The following is a 17,805-nucleotide window of genomic DNA, read 5'->3' as shown; positions in this document are numbered from 1 at the left end:
CACATCCTTGGGGAACTCCCGCGGAGTTCTACGTGGTTTCATTAAAACATAGAAACAATAGTTTCACCGCGAGCGTTCGCCGACACCCCGCAAATATCAGGCTACTGGCGCCTCCGCTGGCTCATCGGCTTTGGCTCGCACCAGAGTCGGTGGGAATAACCGCCCTTGGATCCCGTCTACCGCTAGCCCGAGAACAAAACCGAGCACCGCCGGCCCGGCCCAGGCGAGCCCTTCTGCACCCAGCGGGAATAGCGCCAAGAATTCCGCGACGGGAGCGAAAATATCCCATTCGGTGACAACCAGCCCGTCCAGGAGAGCGAGAGGTGCCGCAATCCAGGCGGAGGCTCGGTAAGCCCAATGCAGGCGCCCGGGAACCGCCAGATCAACAAGCGTCACGAAAATAAGAACAATCGCGATGGGATAAATAAAGCGATTGATCGGATTAATGAAATTGAGGATTCCTTCCAGTCCCAGCGTGGACATGGCAAAAGCAAACATTCCCTGCCCGATGAGGAGAGGACGGTACGCCAGCCCCGGAAGATAACTGCGATAAAACTGAGTGGCCGCGCCCAGCAGGCCAATCGCCGTCGTCAGGCACGCCAGAATCGTGATGGCACCGAAAATAAGCTGACCGCTGCGTCCGAAGAAACGCTCGGAAACAGCCGCCAGTGCATCCGCACCGTTGGCAAATCCCTCGGTGGCCACCCGGACCCCGATCTGGGACAGCCCCAGGTAGATCGCGGCGAGGATAATCGCGGCGATGAGGGCCACGCCCGCCGCTCCCCCGAAGAGCGCCCCGCGGGAGGTGAAACCTTTGGAGCGCAATGAGGACACGATGACCAACCCAAAGACGAAGGCCGCCAGCGCATCCATGGTCATATACCCGCTCAGCAGCCCACCGGTGAGCGCATTGGGCGCATACGGTGCCTGCGGAAGGGCAACCTGGGGCGGCAGGTTGAGCACCACCACCGCAATAAGAATCGCCATGAGAATAACGAGGGCAGGGGTGAGGATTCCTCCCACTCGATCCACCATTTTGCCTGGGTTGAGGGCCACGAGCACAGCCACCACGAAGAACACGGCGGAGAAAACAAGGAGGGCGGGGCGGGCAGCGGCGTCGTCGTGCATCACGGGGCGGACCGCAACCTCGAAACTCACCGCGGCCACCCGCGGTACCGCGTACAAAACTCCGGTGGTGATAAAAATTGCCCACAGAAGCGCGTGACCGGGGATGCGACCGATACGGGTCGCAATATCCTGCGGAGTACCATCGCGGCTAGAGGTGGCAGCGATGAGCCCAACGGCGGGGAGAATAACCCCGGTGCCGATAAATCCGGCGATAGCCAGCGGCGTATTTGTTCCGGCTTGGATGCCGAGCATCACCGGGAAAATCAGATTCCCCGCCCCGAAGAACATGGCGAAGAGCGCCAAACCGGTAACAGCGAGCGTGAGGACGCGCGATTTTTTCATCCCTGACCTTCGTGTGAATTGTGAGGAGAGTGCGTGGGCCGCGGCGAAAACCATGGTCGTCCACCGCGGCCCGTGCAAGGCACCCTACTCTAGAGGATCACGGCGCGCCGTTACAGAGCGCGCCGACCTTTAGTACGCGACTTTCGTCACCTCGATGCCGAGCGGTGCGCCTTCTGCACCCGCAGTCACCTGCGCCTGCACCGCGAGAGTTTCCTCCTGGATGAAGGGCAGATAGCGGGTAACCGCATCAACGCGCTCGGCGGGAACCGTGAGGTTGAGAGCGATCCGGTCGGCCACGTGCAGCTGCGCGTTCTTGCGTTCGTCCTGCACGGCGCGCACGACGTCGCGGGCGTAGCCTTCGGCTTCCAGTTCTTCATCCACCTCGGTATCCAGGGCGATGAAGGAACCGGAATCGAGCGCCGCGGCAACTGAACCCGGGTCGGCTTCCACCGATACGGTGATCTCGAATTGGCCGGGCGCCAGGCGCACCTCCGGATCGGTGTGGAGCACCGCGTCCGCACCGTCTTCGCTCCAGTTCCCGGCCTTGGCGGCTTGGAAGAGCGCGGAGGTCATCTTGCGTAGCTGGGGATCCAGCTCACGCGGGAGAACCTTGAGGTCACGGCTGACCTTCATCCCCGATTGCGCCACGTCCTTGAGCTCAACATTCTTGACGTTCACTTCCAGAGCGATGAGCTCGGTGAAGGGCGCCAGGTCACGGTCGGTGACGATGGTGAGGGTACGCAGCGGTTGGCGCACCCGCAACTGGTGGGTTTTACGCAGGGAATGCGCAGCGGAGACGACGGCGCGCGCTTCGTCCATCGCTTCGCGCAGCGCATCGTCCTTCCAGGAATCGGGTAGTTCGGGCCAGTCTTCCAAGTGGACGGAGCGTCCGCCGGTCAGCCCCTTCCAGATCTCTTCGGTCACGAGCGGCGCGAGGGGCGCCATGACCCGCATGAGCACTTCGAGCGCCGTGTAGAGGGTATCGAAGGCGGCGTGGTCCTCATTCCAGAAGCGATCCCGGGAGGTACGCACGTACCAGTTGGTCAGCACATCTAGGAAACCGCGCACCCGGTCGCAGGCTGCCGGAATATCGTAGTTATCCAGGTCGGTGCGCACCTTATCGGCCAGGTCCTTAATGCTGGCCAGCAGGTAGCGGTCCATCACATCCAAACCGGAGGGGTCGCTTACCGGCTGGGCGCGGTAGCCCTCCCCCTTCGAGCACGTCGAGGCGTAAAGCGCGAAGAAGTAGTAGGCATTCCACAGCGGCAGCAGGACCTGGCGCACCGTATCGCGCAGGGCACGTTCGGTCACGATGAGGTTCCCGCCGCGCACAATCGGTGAATTCATGAGGAAGAAACGCATCGCATCCGCGCCGACCTCGTCGAACATCTCGTAGACATCCGGGTAATTGCGCAGCGATTTCGACATCTTCTGACCGTCATCTCCCAGCACAATGCCGTGGGAAATACAGGTGCGGAAGGCCGGACGGTCAAAGAGCGCGGTGGCAAGCACGTGGAGGGTGTAGAACCAGCCGCGAGTCTGGCCGATGTATTCGACGATAAAGTCCCCCGGGTAGTGGTCCTCGAACCAGTCCTTATTCTCGAAGGGATAGTGGACCTGGGCGTAGGGCATGGAGCCCGATTCAAACCAGCAATCCAACACGTCGGTGATGCGCCGCATGGTGGACTTACCCGTCGGATCGTCCGGGTTAGGGCGGGTCAGCTCGTCGATATAGGGACGGTGGAGATCCACTTCGCCCTTCTCGTTACGCGGCAGTCGCCCGAAATCACGCTCGAGTTCTTCCAGGGAACCGTATACATCTTCGCGCGGATAGTTCGGATCGTCGGAACGCCATACCGGAATGGGGCTGCCCCAGAACCGGTTACGAGAAATGGACCAATCGCGCGCCCCGGCAAGCCAGTTACCGAACTGGCCGTGCTTGATATGCGCCGGGGTCCATTCGATCTGCTCGTTAAGCTCCACCATCCGATCTCGGAAGGCACTCACCCGCACAAACCACGAGGACACTGCCTTGTAGATGAGCGGTTTACGGCAGCGCCAGCAATGCGGGTAGGAGTGCAGGTAGGAGCGTTCTTGCACAAGCACGGCGCGCTCGTTTTCCGGGCGGCGTGCCAGCGGTCCGGTTCCCTCGCGCAGATCGCGGGTGATGGGCAGATTGGCATCAAAGACCTGGGTGCCTTCGTAATCGGGCACCTCGGCGGTGAAACGCCCGGCGCCATCCACCGGAACCACGGGGCGGATGCCCACCTCCTGGCAGGCGAACATATCGTCTTCACCGAAGGCGGGGGCAATATGAACCAGCCCGGTACCGTCGTCGGTGGTCACGAAGCTCCCCGCGATCACGTGGTAGGCATGCGGGCCGGGTGCCTCATCGTCCGCACGATTCATGAAGTAATCGAAAATCGGGGCGTAAGCGCGGCCCACTAGCCGCGAGCCGGGGAAACGATCCACAACTTCCGGATCTTCACCCAGTTCCTTTTCGTAAGATTCCAGGCGGGCTGCGGAGATAATCACTCGCTCGCCTTCCAGCTTGCCTTCGCGCGGAATGACGGTGAGGTACTCGATGTCCGGACCCACGGCAATGGCCAGATTGGAGGGCAGCGTCCAGGGCGTCGTCGTCCAAATAAGGGCGAGTTCACCCGTTTCCAGACGCAGCCCCACGGTCAAGCTGAGATCCTGCCGGTCCTTGTAGACGTCGTCATCCATCTTCAATTCGTGATTGGACAGCGGGGTTTCGTCATTCCAGCAGTAGGGCAGCACCCGGTAGCCATCGTAAGCCAGACCCTTGTCGTACAGAGTCTTGAAGGCCCACAGCACCGATTCCATATAGGTGGTGTCCAGAGTCTTGTAATCATGGGAAAAATCGACCCAACGTGCCTGGCGGGTCACGTATTCTTCCCATTCCTTGGTGTAGCGCAGCACCGAGGAACGGCAGGCCTCGTTAAATGTGGCGATGCCCATATCCTCGATCTCATCGGTGGAATCGATGCCGAGGATACGCTGGGCTTCCAATTCGGCCGGCAGCCCGTGGGTATCCCAGCCAAAGCGGCGCTCAACTCGGCGCCCGCGCATGGTCTGGTAGCGCCCCACCACATCCTTGACGTAACCGGTGAGAAGGTGACCGTAATGGGGTAGGCCGTTGGCGAAGGGTGGACCGTCATAGAAAACGAATTCATTGGAGCCGTGCGGCCCGGATTCACGCTGCGCCACGGAGGACTGGAACGTATTGTCTTTCTTCCAGAAAGCGAGGGTGCCTTCTTCCATCTTCGGGAAGTTCGGGGAGGCGGGCACGCCGCCCTCGCGATGAAGCGGATACATATCCACGCGGTGTCTCCTCGTGTCTCAAACCTAATCGGATTGAGGACGACGCCGGAATTCCGGTACCGCGGTACCACCTCATTTGCTACTCACCGCACGCGTGGTACGGCGGGTAACCGCTTCATTAGGACGCTAACGGGTCCACCCGCTCGGTTCTACTGGGCTGCACGGCACGGGCCGCGCGGCTGTTCTTCCGAGAGCTCGCCGGTGATTGCCGGGTCATAGCCAACGCCGCTCATTGTAGCCCTTCCGCGCGCGGTGCGCATCTACCTTCCGGGTGGTGGGCGGACCGGTGGGGATTGGGGCAACGGCGCAGCTCCGGCGGGTGGTTCGCGGGGCGGCGTCAACCTGGCTGGCGGCGCCCCGGGCTCCGTGGCTTGCGGCACTCCGGACACCGCGGCAGGATCGGTGGTAATACGAGCAAGTTCGCGCATTTGCGGGGAATCCGCGTTTTCCAAATATTCCGAATGCTGGGAGAATAATCCGCCGCGCCCGGAGAAATGATGCGCGGTGAAATCCGGATCCCGGCGCGGATTGAAGCCGAGCGCATCGGTATGCCCGCCCGAGACCGCTCCCCCACCCAGCACGTTGACCACGTTAATAATGTCTTTCTTATTGGAAAGGACGTGATTGGAGGCGGCGCTTCCAGCCCCGTGCGCCCCGGTATTCATATCCCATCCTTCGGCCACAACCCCGGGTGTTCCGTATACCACAAGAGTGTCGACGACGCCGGGCCGAACCCGCTCCGCGGCCGCTGAAGCCGTCACTGAACCGTAGGAGTGCCCCAGCAGACTGATACGCGGGCGATCCTCCCCGCGGACCTGGGCAATTCCCTCCGCGAAGCGCGCGAGGCTTGCTCCGCCTTCACGGGCGCGCGCCGGGGTGTAGAGGGAAGAGTCCAGCGCACTTTGCGGAGCGGCGTAATCAAACCAAGTCACCACAGCCGGGCTTCCGGTTTCTCCCCGAGCGGTGAGGATCTCCTGCTGGAGGGTAGCCAGGCGGCCGGCCGCTTCGATGTGGGAATCAAGGGAATTCACCACATTGGTAGTCATTCCACCCACCTCGATGGTGATAGACGAGGCAGTATCCACATCGCCTTGAGATAGGGCCACCTGGATGGTGCGCAATTCCGCACCGGTACCGGTACGGGCCCGGTTCGGCCCGCGATACACGAGGAGTTGGCGTGGCTGGCCGGACTGGGCGGACTGGGCGGAGCCTGCCAGCGGAGAGGAACGCGGCGCAGGCGAGTGCGCCGGAGCTGCGCGCCCCGCGGATAGTCGCGCGGCGGACGAGTGCGCCGCGAATGATCGCCCCGCGGGTGGCGACGAGCTCCGCTTCGAATCCTGGGACGAAGCGGAGCGAACCGGGGCCGTGGAGATATGCTCGCGCCAATTGCGATCCAGGCCGCGCTGGGTGCGGATCCTGGCGTACGCAGCCAGGTTGGCGGTGATGGTGGCATAGCGCAGTTGAGCCGCCCCAAGCTGGGCGGTGCGAATCTCCCGATCAGTTTTCCCGAGGTTTCCCTCAAGATCCGCCTGGGCACTGGCGATTTCCGCGGAAAGCTCGGCCAGAATCGGATCGTAATAGGCGCGGGCCATTTCTTCGTCATGACGGGCCACGGCAATATTGGCGCGGTCCCGCACCGCGTAGGGTATTCCGTCCAAATTCCCCAGATCCTGAGGGGCATGGGCGAGCACATACGAGCGCTCGGCATCTCCCAAGGATGCCCACCATGCCTGCACATAGGCCGCGCTTTTCCCAACCGGCACCCGCCCGACCGAACGATAGTAATTGGTGCGAGCCTCCGGGGCTATCTGCCCGGCAGCCAGCTGGTTGAACACCCTGTTTAGATAGCTGAGCGTATTATCGGCCGATCGGTGGGCTACCTCTACCTCCGCTCTAATCTGTACCACTATCTGGTGGCGTTCCCACTCCGCTACCCCGGTGTCATCCGCGCCGGCGAGCGGGTCGATCACCTCACCGCGAGGGGTGATCTCCATTCCGGCAGCATTCGCACGGGAGAGTGCTTCGCTCACTGCCGTTTGGGTACGGGTGATTTTATGCTGCGCTTCCCCCAAAGCCTGGATCAGGTGGTCAATACGGTCGGTGTGCGCGGCGGCGCGCGCGGCCAGGGCCCGCACATCGGAAAGGAAGGCACGTGCTCCGTAGCCTTCCCAGGCTCCCTTCAAGGAGCGCGCGGCTAGCTGGCGCAGCTGCCAGCTGGCTTCTTCGCAGCGCCGGCGCACGGCCGCTATCTCATCGAGAACCGCTCCGAGCAGGGCCCCGTTCCAGCCACGCAGTTGCCCCCACGTCACCCGGAGATCTTTCATCTTCCGACCCCCGCAATATCGAAACCGGAAATATCCACGCCCGCGATATCCGCGCCGGCCTCGCCGTCTGCCTCCTGGTAGATGCGCCAGGCCAGTGCGAGGGAGGCTGCTAGCTCATCGGCTCGGGCCGCGATATCGCGGGTGTGCCTATCCAGGGCCGCGCATCCCGCGCTCACGCTGGCCGGCGGTGGGCTTCCAGCCAATGCCGCCGCCACCGCTCCCGGCACGGTATCTACCCGCAGCGGAGCCAGCGCGGCACTCACGTCCGCAAGCGCGGCGCGCAGCTCCGCCGTCGCAGACTCCGTGATAAGAACACCATCCACCGTGACCTCCCCTCTTCGCTCCTGTTTCCTTTGCGCTGGCTACGTTTGACTTCTGTGCGCTGGCGCCGCTTACTTTCGTTGAACTGGCCCCGCTTGTTTTCTGGGAGCCGGCTCCCCTGCCAAACGCTTGAGCCGATGGTGCCAGGCATGGAAATATCCGTCCAGGGTCCATCCACAGGCGGAGTTCGGCGCGTGTAGTTATCCACAGGTAGGGGCGCGGTAGGGTGAAGTGTGCGTGTTTTAGTGACTTATTTTGAGCCCTTTGGTGCCGATACCGAAAATGCGAGCCGGGAGGCAGCGCTGCGATCCGTCCCTCATCTTCGAGATATGAATCTTCCTTGCGAGGTGGAGGTCGCGACGGCCATGTTGCCGGTGGTGTTCGCGAGCGCCGGACAGGTGCTGGCCGAGGCAGTGGAGCGTTTTCACCCCGATGCGGTTATTGCCATCGGGGAAGCGGGCGGGCGTAGCGCTATCACCCCGGAACTCCAAGCTTTTAATGAAAACTTCGCCCGGATTCCCGATAATGCGGGAGCTCAGCCTAACGGTGAACCCGTGATTGCGGGCGGGCCTGCTATTGCTGCGAGTCCCGTGCGGGTGGCGGATATTACCCGCGCTATTAACGGGGCCGGTATCGCTGCGGAAACGAGCCGAGATCCGGGGCGCTACCTCTGTAATAACATCGCCTACCGCGTGGTCCAGCTTCCCGTTCCCGGTCTCTTCATTCACGTTCCGGCTCTGCGCACCGTTGGGGTGGCCACGGTGGGTGCGGAAACCGACGTACCGTCCGCGCCGCAGCCTGCGCCACTAACCGACGCCGGAGATGCAGCATTGCCCAAGACGGTGCACGGCGCACCGTTAAACGAGGGCGCCACCCCGGCGCTCCCCCGGCCCGCCACCACCTTCGATGAGCTCGGCCTCGGGATTGCCGCGGCGATTGCTGAACTTGCCCGGCAGATCACCGCGACCCGGTAGTTTCCCGCACGACGCTGGCGCGGTGCTGGCGCTACGCCGGCACCGCGTGCGCCCCGGTGCCCCTACTTTCCGCCTAGCCCCGAGGAGGGTAACTCCACCACGTCGCTGCCGGTACGGGCCACCGTCCAGGAATTCGCCTGGGCAACGGGGCGGATAACCACCGAATCGATATTGACGTGGGCGGGGCGGGAGAGCATCCATACCACCGTCTCAGCAATATCCTCGGCGAGGAGCGGTTCAGCTACCCCGGCATACACATTCTGGGCTGCGGCATCTGATCCGAGTCGATTCTTAGAAAATTCCTCCGTCATCACCATGCCCGGGCGCAGTTCCATGAGCCGCACCGGTTCTCCCACCAGTTCCAGACGCAAAGTGTCCTTAATCATGCGTTCGGCATGCTTGGCCGCCGTGTATCCGGCCCCACCCACGTAGGTTTCCTGCGCCGCCGTGGACGTCACAAAGAGAACGCTCCCGCCGTTCTCGCGCATATGTGGGAGCAGCGCCAGGGTCAGGCGCAGGGTACCGAGTACGTTCACGCGGTACATCCACTCCCAATCCTCGATTTTCGCGTCCGCCACCTTGTCCTGCCCGCGGGCGCCGCCTGCGTTATTGACCAGGGAGTCCACCCCGCCGGATTCCGCTACGGTGGCGACGAGCCGTGCGACGTCGGCCTCTTTCGTCAAGTCCGCCACCACGTAGCTGCACCCGGTTTGTTCGGCGAGCTGGCGGAGCCGATCTTCGCGCCGGGCAGTGGCGATCACCTCAAATCCGGCCGCGCGTAAAGCGCGAACGCTCGCCGCACCAATTCCGCTGGATGCTCCGGTCACGAGTACTCGATGTGACATGTCAAACCCTCCGTTCTGCCGGGTGAGAGCCACGCCGGCCATAAAACACCTTTCTTCAGCCTAAAATAAAACGCGGAGAGCATACCCGGTGTTCGCTCAGCGCCGCTGCGGGAGCACCGGGCCTAGCTGGTAGAAAGGAAGTGCTCGTGATCGGCTTTATTGGAACCGGACATATGGGAGGTGCCCTGGCGCGCGGGGTGCTTGCCGCGGGTGCGGATCCGGCATCCGTCGTCGTTTCCGCGAAAGACGCGCAGGCGGCGCGCGACTTCGCAAAGGAAACGGGAGTGCGCCCGGCCGTCTCAAATACCGAGCTGGTCACGGCCGTGGGTGACGGAATCGTCGTCGTCGCCGTAAAACCATACGCGGTTGCGGACGTTCTGAGAGAGATTAACGACGCCGCACGGCAATGCGGCACCGTCGTCGTGTCTATCGCAGCGGGCCTTGAACTTGCCACCCTCGCCCACCATCTCGCCCCCGGTCAGCCACTCGTGCGTGCCATGCCGAATGTAGCCGCCAGCGTGCGTGCCTCCATGACGGCGCTATGCTTCTCAAGCTCCGTCACCCCCGCTCAGCAGGACGCGGTGCGGGAAGTTTTCGCTGCCGTGGGTGCCCATATCACCCTGGAAGAAAAGCATTTTTCCGTCTTTTCCGCGCTCGCCGGATGCTCCCCGGCTTTCACCTTTACTTATATTGATGCCCTCAAACGGGCCGCGGTTGCCGATGGTCTCCCGGCCGCGCAGGCGGTGCGCATCGCCGCACAGGCGGTGGAAGGTGCGGCACGCCTGGTGCTCGCCAGTGAGCTGTCCCCAGCCGATTTGGCCGATACGGTGCAGTCGCCTGGCGGCACCACCGTGGCCGGTGTGGTGGAATTAGAACGCGCCGGTTTCGGAGCGGCCGTTGTGCGCGGCGTGCAGGCCAGTATTGATAAAGATAGGAACCTCAGCTAAATGAACGGACTGTCACTCCTTGGCTTCGCTGGGATTTTCCTGGTGGTGCTGCTGCTGTGGGGGATTTCCATGCTGCGCGAGGCCCGCTCGCTGCGTTTTATGCGTACCCACGAATGGAGCGAGGAAGAAAAAGAACGTATTTTGACGGCCGCGGCGGAGGGAACCGCCACCGCCATGCGCGCCGCGAAGAAAATCCACCCCATCTTGACCGCGCGCCACGCTCGCCTCGTGGTGCACGATCTGGAAAGCGAAGCCGCTGAGACTCGCCGGCGCGCCAAGCGTGCCAAACCCGGGACCCGCGCGTCCCGCTCTATCCGCGATACTGACGCAAAGGAGAGGTAGCTCGCCTTTTAACTCCACGTTTTCCAACGGTTCACATTGACTCGATAGATACATATATGGTGACGCCTTCGTGCTGAGATGCGCCGAGCCATATTTTGACTTCACTACCTGATGGGAACAGATATGAAGCGTTTTGCGGGCGTCGCCCTGCTCGTTGCCGGACTCGCGCTGTCCGGCTGCTCAACCAACCCGCCCTCCAATGAGGCTTCTTCCTCCGCTAGCGGCCCAGCCCCGGTTCAGAATGCGAACCCGGATGCCTCGGTGCACGTTGGTTTTATTTTGGAACCCACCGGCCTGGATCCGACCTCGGTATCCGGCGCGGCCCTCGATCAGCTTGTTATCGATAATGTTTATGAAGGACTCACCCGCCGCGCTGAAAACGGTGATATCTTGCCAGCTTTGGCGACCTCCTGGGATATTTCCGAAGATGGGCTGAGCTATACTTTCCATCTGCGCGAAGGTGTTAAATTCCACGACGGTTCTGATTTTGATGCCGCGGATGTTGTTGCCACCCTGGAAGCTTCTGCTGCCGAGGGGTCGAAGAATCCCGATCATAAGCTCATGCGCACTTTTAAATCCGCGCAGGCTTCCGACCCGCATACCGTCGTCGTGACCCTATCCGAACCGAATATGAATTTCTTGGACAGCATGTCTACGGACGCTGCCATGATGGTTCCTTCCGATAACACGGTCGATTTGAATAAGGAATCGAACGGTACCGGCCCCTTCACCATCGGTGAATGGAAGACCGGATCCACCATTACCCTCGAACGCAATGACAATTATTGGGGCGATCCGGCCGGCACCAAGGAAGTGGTCTACCACTATTACGCGGATCAGACCGCAGCCGCCAATGCGCTGGCCTCGGGACAAATTGATATTCTCACCACCCAGAACACCGATACGGTGGAGCGGTTCGCGGCCGACCCGGCAATTATTACCTCGCAGGGTACGGAAACCTCATGGATGACGCTCGGCTTCAACCACAGCAACCCGACTCTGGCTAATAAGGATGTGCGTACCGCTATCCGCAAGGGCATCGATAAGGATGGCCTCATTACCGCGCTGGGTGGGAACATGGTGCGGGTGGGTTCCATGGTTTCTCCCGGGATGGCCTGGTGGAGTGATTCCCTCAATGACATTGATTCCTATGATCCGCAGGCGGCCCGTGAACTGCTCAACAAGGCCGGCGTTGAGAATCTCTCTCTCAACCTGCGGGTAGCTAATAATTACGATTCCGCTATTTCTGAATATGTGGCTGCCCAGCTCAAGGAGATCGGCATTAATGTGACGATTGACCGGATGGAATTTTCCAGCTGGCTCGATGAGGTCTACCGCGGGGGAAATTACGATATGACCATGGTGCTCCACGTGGATCCGTGGACGCTCACCTACTACTCGAATCCTAGCTACTACTGGCATTACGACAGCGCACAGGCCCAGCAGCTCAATAAAGAAGCGATGACCGCCAGTTCGCTGGCCGAACGCGATAAGAAGCTCGGTGAGCTCGCCACCTTCGTTTCTGAAGATGCGGCCTCGGATTGGCTCTACAGCCCCAAGGCCATTATTTTCTCCCGGGAAGGGGTCTCCGGATTCCCGACCAACCGGACCGGTTCTCGCTTCTACGCCGCTGATATTCAGGTTGCGCGTTAATGGCTGAACCACTCGCGCTCGCGCAGGTGCCGGGGGCGGATGCCGCCTCCGGCACCGTGGACCGCGAAACGGTGCTTCGCACCACGACGTCGCGCACCGCCCGCATCGTGCTCGCCGCGCTGGGGTGGGCGGTAGCGGCGTTATTCCTCGCCTCTTTCGTAATTTTCTTCGCGCTCCACACCCTGCCCGGGGATCCGGCCGTCATTATGGGTGGTCTGGATGCTACCGACGCGCAAATCGAGGCGATCCGGGCCGAGCACGGCTGGGATCGTCCTCTCATCGTCCAGTATCTGAGCTGGTTAGGCGCTGCCCTCACCGGAGATTTCGGCACCTCACCCTTTTCTTCTCTTTCCGTGACCCACGAGCTCGTGACGAAGCTCCAGGTCACCGTGCCCCTCGCTCTCATGTCCTTGAGTTTGGCGGTTATTTTCGCCCTGGTGATCGGGGTGTATGCCGCGGCCCGTTCCACCACCCTGACCGGGCGCCTCGTCTCCTGGCTTTCCCAACTGGGTATCGCGATCCCTACGTTCATTGTGGGGATGTTGCTCGTCATGTACCTAGCGACCCCGCTTCATCTTCCCTCCACCGGTTTCCCGCGCGAGGGATGGGGCGATCCGGGTGCGGCGCTCCGTAGTCTCATCCTGCCCGCCATTACCCTGGCGATTCCACAAACGGCGGGACTGGTGCGCTACGTGCGTTCCGCCGTGCTGGAACAGCTCGGCCAGGATTATGTGCGCACCGCTCGCGCCCAGGGGATGAGCCGCAGGCGTGCCCTCCTCACTCAGGCGCTGCGAAACGCCTGGCTCCCTCTGCTGGCTGTTATCGCTCTCGATGCGGCGGCCCTCCTCATGGGCACCGTGGTGGTCGAACAGGTCTTTGCACTTCCCGGCATCGGGCACCATCTGGTTGCGAGCGTATCCACCCGCGATATTGTTACTGTCCAAGGTTTCCTCATGGTGCTCTCCGGAGCGGTTATTCTCCTTATGATGCTCTCCAACGTGGCCTCCCGCCTCCTCGACCCGAGAGTGAGGTTGCGATGAGTATTCCTTCTCCGGCCCTGCGGGCCCTCTCCGCCACGTCGCCGTGGCGGGCCCGGTTGCGGGCGCTGCTGCGCAATCCGGCCGGCCTCATCGGCACCGTGGTGGTACTGGCGGTGCTGGCCACTTTCCTGCTGTCTTTCATCTGGGTACCTTATGATCCCGAAAGTGTGGATTCGCGGGCTTCCTGGGCCCGCCCGAACGGGGCGCACTGGTTCGGCGCCGACCAACTCGGGCGTGATATTTTCTCCCTCATGGTGCTCGGTTCGCGGGTTACGGTGCTCACCAGCGTGGGTGGAGCGGCGGTGGCTCTGGTGGTCGGGTTGCTCCTCGCCTCGATTATTGTATATGCCCCGCGTTGGCTCGGTTCCCTGATGGAGCGCCTCACCGATGTATGGGTGGCTTTCCCCACCCTCATTATTGCCCTCATTCTTGTCACCGCATTTTCTGGCTCCACCCTCACCTCCACCGTTGCCATCGGATTGGGCTCCGCCCCGGCGGTTACCCGCACCATCCTGCCCGAATTGCGCCGTGCCACCGCCTCCGATCACGTGCTCCTGGCGGTGGCCGCGGGGGCGCGTTCCTGGTGGATTCTTTCGCGCCATATTTTCCCGGCGATCACCCCCACGCTGATTGTGCGCGTCACCCAAATCATGGGAACAGCCACGCTGGCGGAAGCGGGGCTGTCCTACCTGGGGCTGGGCACCCCGCCACCCACTCCATCCTGGGGGCGCATGCTTTCCACCTACCAGAGTTTCATGTATTCCCACCCGACGGTCATTCTCATTCCGGCCACCGCGATTATCCTGACGATTATCGGATTTAACCTCTTGGGGGACGGCCTGCGCGACGTGCTCGATCCGCGCGGAAGGGAGACACGATGAGTCTTCTTGAGGTACGTGATCTCACTGTGACTTTCGGTTCCACCGACGTGGTGCGGGGAGTGTCCTTCACGGTGGAGGCCGGCGAACGCGTCTGCCTTATTGGTGAATCCGGGTCTGGAAAATCGATGACGGCGATGGCGATCCAGGGGCTGCTCCCCCGCGGGGCACGCGTGACCGGTTCGATTCGTTTCGAGGGGCGCGAATTGGTAGGCGCTTCTGACGCGGAGTTCCAGAAAATCCGCGGGCGCCGTATCGGCTGTATTTTCCAGGAACCGCATACAGCACTCAACCCGGTGGTGCGCATTAAGCACCAGTTGGTGGCGGCTTCTCGTATTCACGCGGGATTAAAAAAATCGGCGACGGCGCAGCGGGCCAGCGAGCTGGCCCGCATGGTTGAGCTCCCTAGCCCGGAAAACATCATTAACCGCTTCCCCCATGAGCTTTCCGGGGGCCAGCGCCAACGCGTGGTTATTGCCATGGCGATGAGTTTGGCCCCCGCCCTTCTTATCGCAGATGAGCCGACGACCGCCCTGGATGCCACGGTGCAGGCCCATATTTTGCAGCTCATGGACGATGCCGCCCGCGAACATGGCACCGCTGTTCTCATGATTACCCACGATATGGCGGTGGCCTACCACACTTCCGAACGTATCCTCGTGCTGCGCCGGGGAGAATTGGTCGAAGAGGGTAGCGCCGCGGATATTTTGCTCCGCCCCGCGCATCCTTATACTCAAGGACTGGTGGCCGCGGCTCGCGCCACTAGCTTGCAACGCCCAGCGGGGATGGGAGGCAAGGCACGGGTAGGAGAAGCTCGGGTTGTCGCCCAGGAACTAGGAGCACAGCAAGGCCTGGCGGTGCACGGAGGTGACCAGTCATGACAAACGCATCGGAAAAAACCTGGGATCCGCGCGAGGCTGCACTCCGGATGACTTCCCGGGCCCCGCTGGAAAAGGACTGGCCCGTCAAACGCGGGGATGTGCTGTTCAGCTGCCGGAACGTCACTAAATCCTACGGGAGCACCCTGGCTCTGGCACCCACGTCTTTCGAGGTGCGAGCGGGGCGGTCGCTGGGGATTATTGGCGAATCCGGCTCGGGAAAAACCACGCTCAGCCGCATGATGCTCGGTTTACTCGAGCCTAGCGGCGGCTCAATCACCTACCGGGGTCAGGAGGTGCGCTACGGAAAGTTGGGTGTTACCCGCCTGCGCCACGAAGTCCAATTGGTGCTGCAAGATCCTTTTGCTTCCCTCAATCCGCGGATGACGGTAGGCCGGATTATTGAAGAACCGCTGCGCCTGCTGCGAGTTCCAGGCAAACACCGGGAGATGGTGCGCGATGCGTTGGCCGCCGTGGATCTCAACCCGGAATGGGGCTCCCGCTATCCGCATGAGCTTTCGGGAGGGCAGCGCCAGCGGGTGGCAATTGCCCGTGCCGTGGGCTGCCAACCCAAGGTTCTTATTGCCGATGAGCCCGTCTCCGCCCTCGACGTTTCGGTGCGAGCCACTGTCCTGGAGCTTCTCCACGACCTGCGCGCCCGCCTGAACCTCACCCTCATTGTCATCTCCCATGACTTAGGCATTGTCCAGAATCTGTGCGAGGACACCCTCGTGCTACGCGGGGGCACCGTCGTCGAATATGCTCCCACGGCGCAGGTGCTGGAGCATCCGCGCCACCCTGCCACCCGGGAACTTATCGCAGCGGTGCCGTTATTGCCCGAGCCGACACAGGCGGTGAACGCCGCCCCGTCCGCAGCGTTCACCCTCCCCGTCCCGCCCGCAGCATCAGCTACATCCGCCGTACCCGCCACGCCACCCGAAAGAGACGATGACCTATGAACCTGCGCATCCTGCACCTCTCCGATACCCACCTACGGGCCGAGCGCGCCCCCCACTACGGAAAAATTGACACTTCCGGGCTACTGGAGGCGGCTGTTGCCACTGCCGGCAAACTCGCGCCCTGCCACGCCATCGTGGTCTCCGGGGATATTTCCGATGACGGCACCCCCGAGTCCTACACATTCGCGGCCCACACCCTCGCCCCGCTTGCGCAACGCTGGGATGCGCCAGTGATTTGGGCCTGCGGGAACCACGACCTGCGCGCGGCGATGCGAGAGGCCCTTGACCTGCCTGGCGCACCCCTGGACCCGATTTTTTCCATCACCGATATCACGGTGGGAAAGGCACGGTGGCGCTTCGTTGCGGCAGATAGTTCCGTTCCCGGGCGCGGCTTCGGCTACCTCGGCGACCAGATTCACCGTATCGAGGACGCTGTGACCGACGTCGACGGCGCACACACGGTGGGCGGCGCACCCACGGCGGGCGAGGCACCGCTCCACTCCGTCCTCGTCCTCCATCATCCGCCACTGGCCGCCCCCACGGTGCTCCACGGGGCACTGCGCCTCATGGACGCCCCGCGCCTGGCACAAGGCTTGCAATCCTGGGAAGTGGCGCCCGCCGTGGTGCTGGCGGGCCACTACCACCTGGCCGGGCGAGGACGCGCTGCTGGAGTGCCGGTAGTAGTCGGCCCGGCCCTCGCCAATGAAACTACGCTCGGGCGGGGTCCCGAATGGGAAAGCGCGCGAGCCCGCTCGGCTTTTTCAGTGGTGCAGATAAGCGCGGCCAGTGTCCAGCAGGATATTACCTACCTGGAGGACGGGGCGGCCGCACTGCCCAGCGGCATCGAACCGGGCGAGGAAATCTTTGCGTATAGTCCGGAAGAAGTAGTGGCTATCGGGAGGCGGGCCGGGCGGCCCGGCTGGAGCCCAAGCGACCCGCTGGCCTGGGACGGCCCGGGTTCCTACCTCCTGGAAAACACGTTTGATACCGGATCGAAAGGACAGTGATGACTTCCCCACGCCTGCCCCTCGGCCTGCATAATCTCCGTTCCCTGGGCGGTACCCGGATGGCCGGCGGGCATATCCGCGAGCGCGCCCTGCTGCGTTCTTCCGCGGCTTTCCGCCACGACGAGAGCCTGGGAGATTTTTTGAGAGCGCAGGGCATCACCGGTGTTATTGATTTGCGTGACGACGCCGAACGTGCCGGCACCACCAATTGGGCAGATTACGGGGTGAGCGTTGCCTCCGTGCCTATTTTCAATAACCAACTTGCCCACCTGGAATGGTCCGAGCTTGCCGACCTGTATATGCAGATGGCCCGCAATTTCGGTGGGCAATTGGCGCGGGCGGTCACCGCGGCGGCGGAGCTATCCGCGGAAGGCGGGGTGCTCATCCACTGCACCGCCGGGAAGGATCGCACCGGGGTGGTCACCGGGCTTATCCTCTCCATCCTCGGGGCGAGCCGCGACACAATCCTGGCTGATTACCTCACCTCCGCCACGGCGCTGGGCGAAAGTTACCAGGAGGATCTTGCCTTCGTGATGGGGCGCGAATATATCCCGGGGGCCGCCGCGCACCGCGCCGTGTACGTGACTGAAGAAGCTCTGAGCGCTGCCACGGTGCGCATAGAAGCGGCCGGTGGGGCGCGCGAGTACCTCCTCGGGCACGGGATTGACCCGACTGTTTTTGAGCTGTTGCGCGCCCACCTGGTGGAACCGGATACCCATCTCTAGCGGGGCCGTGCGCCATTTTGACGGCCTCGGATACCACCGCTACGGTGGCCCGAGCACCGCGCGCCGTAGCTGCGCCGTCGCCCCTCTCACGTATGGC

At 62.5% G+C, this 17,805-nt stretch carries 15 protein-coding genes; 10 read left to right on the top strand and 5 right to left on the bottom strand.

The window, feature by feature from the left end; all coding sequences use genetic code 11:
- Positions 1-96: 96 nt before the first annotated feature.
- The 4 genes from brnQ to HMPREF9237_RS04015 form a co-directional block, all read right to left on the bottom strand.
- The gene (brnQ, locus tag HMPREF9237_RS04030) at positions 97-1,470 is read right to left on the bottom strand and encodes a branched-chain amino acid transport system II carrier protein (protein ID WP_016442456.1); all 1,374 of its coding nucleotides are present in this window, start codon (positions 1,468-1,470) and stop codon (positions 97-99) included.
- A 129-nt stretch (positions 1,471-1,599) separates the two neighbouring features.
- Positions 1,600-4,809, bottom strand: a complete 3,210-nt coding sequence (gene ileS / locus HMPREF9237_RS04025) for an isoleucine--tRNA ligase (RefSeq protein WP_039898725.1) — start codon at positions 4,807-4,809, stop codon at positions 1,600-1,602.
- A gap of 266 nt (positions 4,810-5,075) precedes the next feature.
- A complete protein-coding gene (locus HMPREF9237_RS04020) occupies positions 5,076-7,124 on the bottom strand; it encodes an alpha/beta hydrolase (RefSeq protein WP_196800237.1) in 2,049 nt (682 codons plus the stop codon).
- Between the two features lie 11 nt (positions 7,125-7,135).
- Positions 7,136-7,462, bottom strand: coding sequence for a hypothetical protein (locus tag HMPREF9237_RS04015; protein WP_016442453.1), 327 nt, complete (start codon positions 7,460-7,462; stop codon positions 7,136-7,138).
- Positions 7,463-7,693: 231 nt separating this feature from the next.
- On the opposite strand from HMPREF9237_RS04015, the gene HMPREF9237_RS08925 reads away from it, so the two are divergent.
- The gene (locus tag HMPREF9237_RS08925; protein WP_081637293.1) at positions 7,694-8,434 is read left to right on the top strand and encodes a pyroglutamyl-peptidase I; all 741 of its coding nucleotides are present in this window, start codon (positions 7,694-7,696) and stop codon (positions 8,432-8,434) included.
- Between the two features lie 62 nt (positions 8,435-8,496).
- Here the strand turns inward: HMPREF9237_RS08925 and HMPREF9237_RS04005 are convergent, their stop codons facing one another.
- Positions 8,497-9,279: an SDR family oxidoreductase gene (locus tag HMPREF9237_RS04005; protein WP_016442451.1), complete on the bottom strand. Its 783-nt coding sequence runs from the start codon at positions 9,277-9,279 to the stop codon at positions 8,497-8,499.
- Between the two features lie 146 nt (positions 9,280-9,425).
- Here HMPREF9237_RS04005 and proC point away from each other — a divergent pair, with 146 nt between their 5' ends.
- The 9 genes from proC (at position 9,426) to HMPREF9237_RS03960 (ending at position 17,708) form a co-directional block, all read left to right on the top strand.
- Positions 9,426-10,226, top strand: coding sequence for a pyrroline-5-carboxylate reductase (proC, locus tag HMPREF9237_RS04000; protein WP_016442450.1), 801 nt, complete (start codon positions 9,426-9,428; stop codon positions 10,224-10,226).
- Positions 10,227-10,568 carry a hypothetical protein gene (locus HMPREF9237_RS03995; RefSeq protein WP_016442449.1) on the top strand — a complete coding sequence of 114 codons (342 nt, stop codon included), beginning with the start codon at positions 10,227-10,229 and terminating at the stop codon, positions 10,566-10,568. It abuts the gene before it with no gap.
- 123 nt (positions 10,569-10,691) lie between these two features.
- Positions 10,692-12,221 (top strand): ABC transporter substrate-binding protein, encoded by a 1,530-nt coding sequence (locus tag HMPREF9237_RS03990; RefSeq protein WP_016442448.1) that lies wholly within the window; start codon positions 10,692-10,694, stop codon positions 12,219-12,221.
- The gene (locus tag HMPREF9237_RS03985; RefSeq protein WP_016442447.1) at positions 12,221-13,261 is read left to right on the top strand and encodes an ABC transporter permease; all 1,041 of its coding nucleotides are present in this window, start codon (positions 12,221-12,223) and stop codon (positions 13,259-13,261) included. Before HMPREF9237_RS03990 ends, HMPREF9237_RS03985 begins: the two co-directional genes overlap by 1 nt.
- Complete coding sequence (locus HMPREF9237_RS03980; RefSeq protein WP_016442446.1) at positions 13,258-14,142, top strand: ABC transporter permease; 885 nt, start codon at positions 13,258-13,260, stop codon at positions 14,140-14,142. The genes HMPREF9237_RS03985 and HMPREF9237_RS03980 overlap by 4 nt, the downstream gene beginning before the upstream one ends.
- Positions 14,139-15,020, top strand: a complete 882-nt coding sequence (locus HMPREF9237_RS03975; RefSeq protein ID WP_016442445.1) for an ABC transporter ATP-binding protein — start codon at positions 14,139-14,141, stop codon at positions 15,018-15,020. Before HMPREF9237_RS03980 ends, HMPREF9237_RS03975 begins: the two co-directional genes overlap by 4 nt.
- Positions 15,017-15,976, top strand: a complete 960-nt coding sequence (locus tag HMPREF9237_RS03970) for an ABC transporter ATP-binding protein (RefSeq protein WP_016442444.1) — start codon at positions 15,017-15,019, stop codon at positions 15,974-15,976. Before HMPREF9237_RS03975 ends, HMPREF9237_RS03970 begins: the two co-directional genes overlap by 4 nt.
- Positions 15,973-16,983, top strand: coding sequence for a metallophosphoesterase (locus HMPREF9237_RS03965; RefSeq protein ID WP_016442443.1), 1,011 nt, complete (start codon positions 15,973-15,975; stop codon positions 16,981-16,983). The genes HMPREF9237_RS03970 and HMPREF9237_RS03965 overlap by 4 nt, the downstream gene beginning before the upstream one ends.
- Complete coding sequence (locus HMPREF9237_RS03960) at positions 16,983-17,708, top strand: tyrosine-protein phosphatase (protein ID WP_016442442.1); 726 nt, start codon at positions 16,983-16,985, stop codon at positions 17,706-17,708. The genes HMPREF9237_RS03965 and HMPREF9237_RS03960 overlap by 1 nt, the downstream gene beginning before the upstream one ends.
- The last annotated feature ends 97 nt before the right edge of the window (positions 17,709-17,805 follow it).

The organism is Actinotignum schaalii FB123-CNA-2, from assembly GCF_000411135.1.
Lineage (GTDB): Bacteria > Actinomycetota > Actinomycetes > Actinomycetales > Actinomycetaceae > Actinotignum > Actinotignum schaalii_A.
Note: the sequence above shows the minus strand (reverse complement) of the source record. Positions and strands in the feature narration are given on the sequence as shown.

Excerpts from the sequence above, each read along its gene's own strand:
- brnQ (WP_016442456.1), bottom strand. The coding sequence starts at position 1,470 with ATGAAAAAATCGCGCGTCCTCACGCTCGCTGTTACCGGTTTGGCGCTC.
- HMPREF9237_RS03985 (WP_016442447.1), top strand. The coding sequence starts at position 12,221 with ATGGCTGAACCACTCGCGCTCGCGCAGGTGCCGGGGGCGGATGCCGCC.
- HMPREF9237_RS04005 (WP_016442451.1), bottom strand. The coding sequence starts at position 9,279 with ATGTCACATCGAGTACTCGTGACCGGAGCATCCAGCGGAATTGGTGCG.
- HMPREF9237_RS03960 (WP_016442442.1), top strand. The coding sequence starts at position 16,983 with ATGACTTCCCCACGCCTGCCCCTCGGCCTGCATAATCTCCGTTCCCTG.
- HMPREF9237_RS03965 (WP_016442443.1), top strand. The coding sequence starts at position 15,973 with ATGAACCTGCGCATCCTGCACCTCTCCGATACCCACCTACGGGCCGAG.
- HMPREF9237_RS03990 (WP_016442448.1), top strand. The coding sequence starts at position 10,692 with ATGAAGCGTTTTGCGGGCGTCGCCCTGCTCGTTGCCGGACTCGCGCTG.
- HMPREF9237_RS03975 (WP_016442445.1), top strand. The coding sequence starts at position 14,139 with ATGAGTCTTCTTGAGGTACGTGATCTCACTGTGACTTTCGGTTCCACC.
- HMPREF9237_RS03970 (WP_016442444.1), top strand. The coding sequence starts at position 15,017 with ATGACAAACGCATCGGAAAAAACCTGGGATCCGCGCGAGGCTGCACTC.
- HMPREF9237_RS03995 (WP_016442449.1), top strand. The coding sequence starts at position 10,227 with ATGAACGGACTGTCACTCCTTGGCTTCGCTGGGATTTTCCTGGTGGTG.
- HMPREF9237_RS03980 (WP_016442446.1), top strand. The coding sequence starts at position 13,258 with ATGAGTATTCCTTCTCCGGCCCTGCGGGCCCTCTCCGCCACGTCGCCG.
- ileS (WP_039898725.1), bottom strand. The coding sequence starts at position 4,809 with ATGTATCCGCTTCATCGCGAGGGCGGCGTGCCCGCCTCCCCGAACTTC.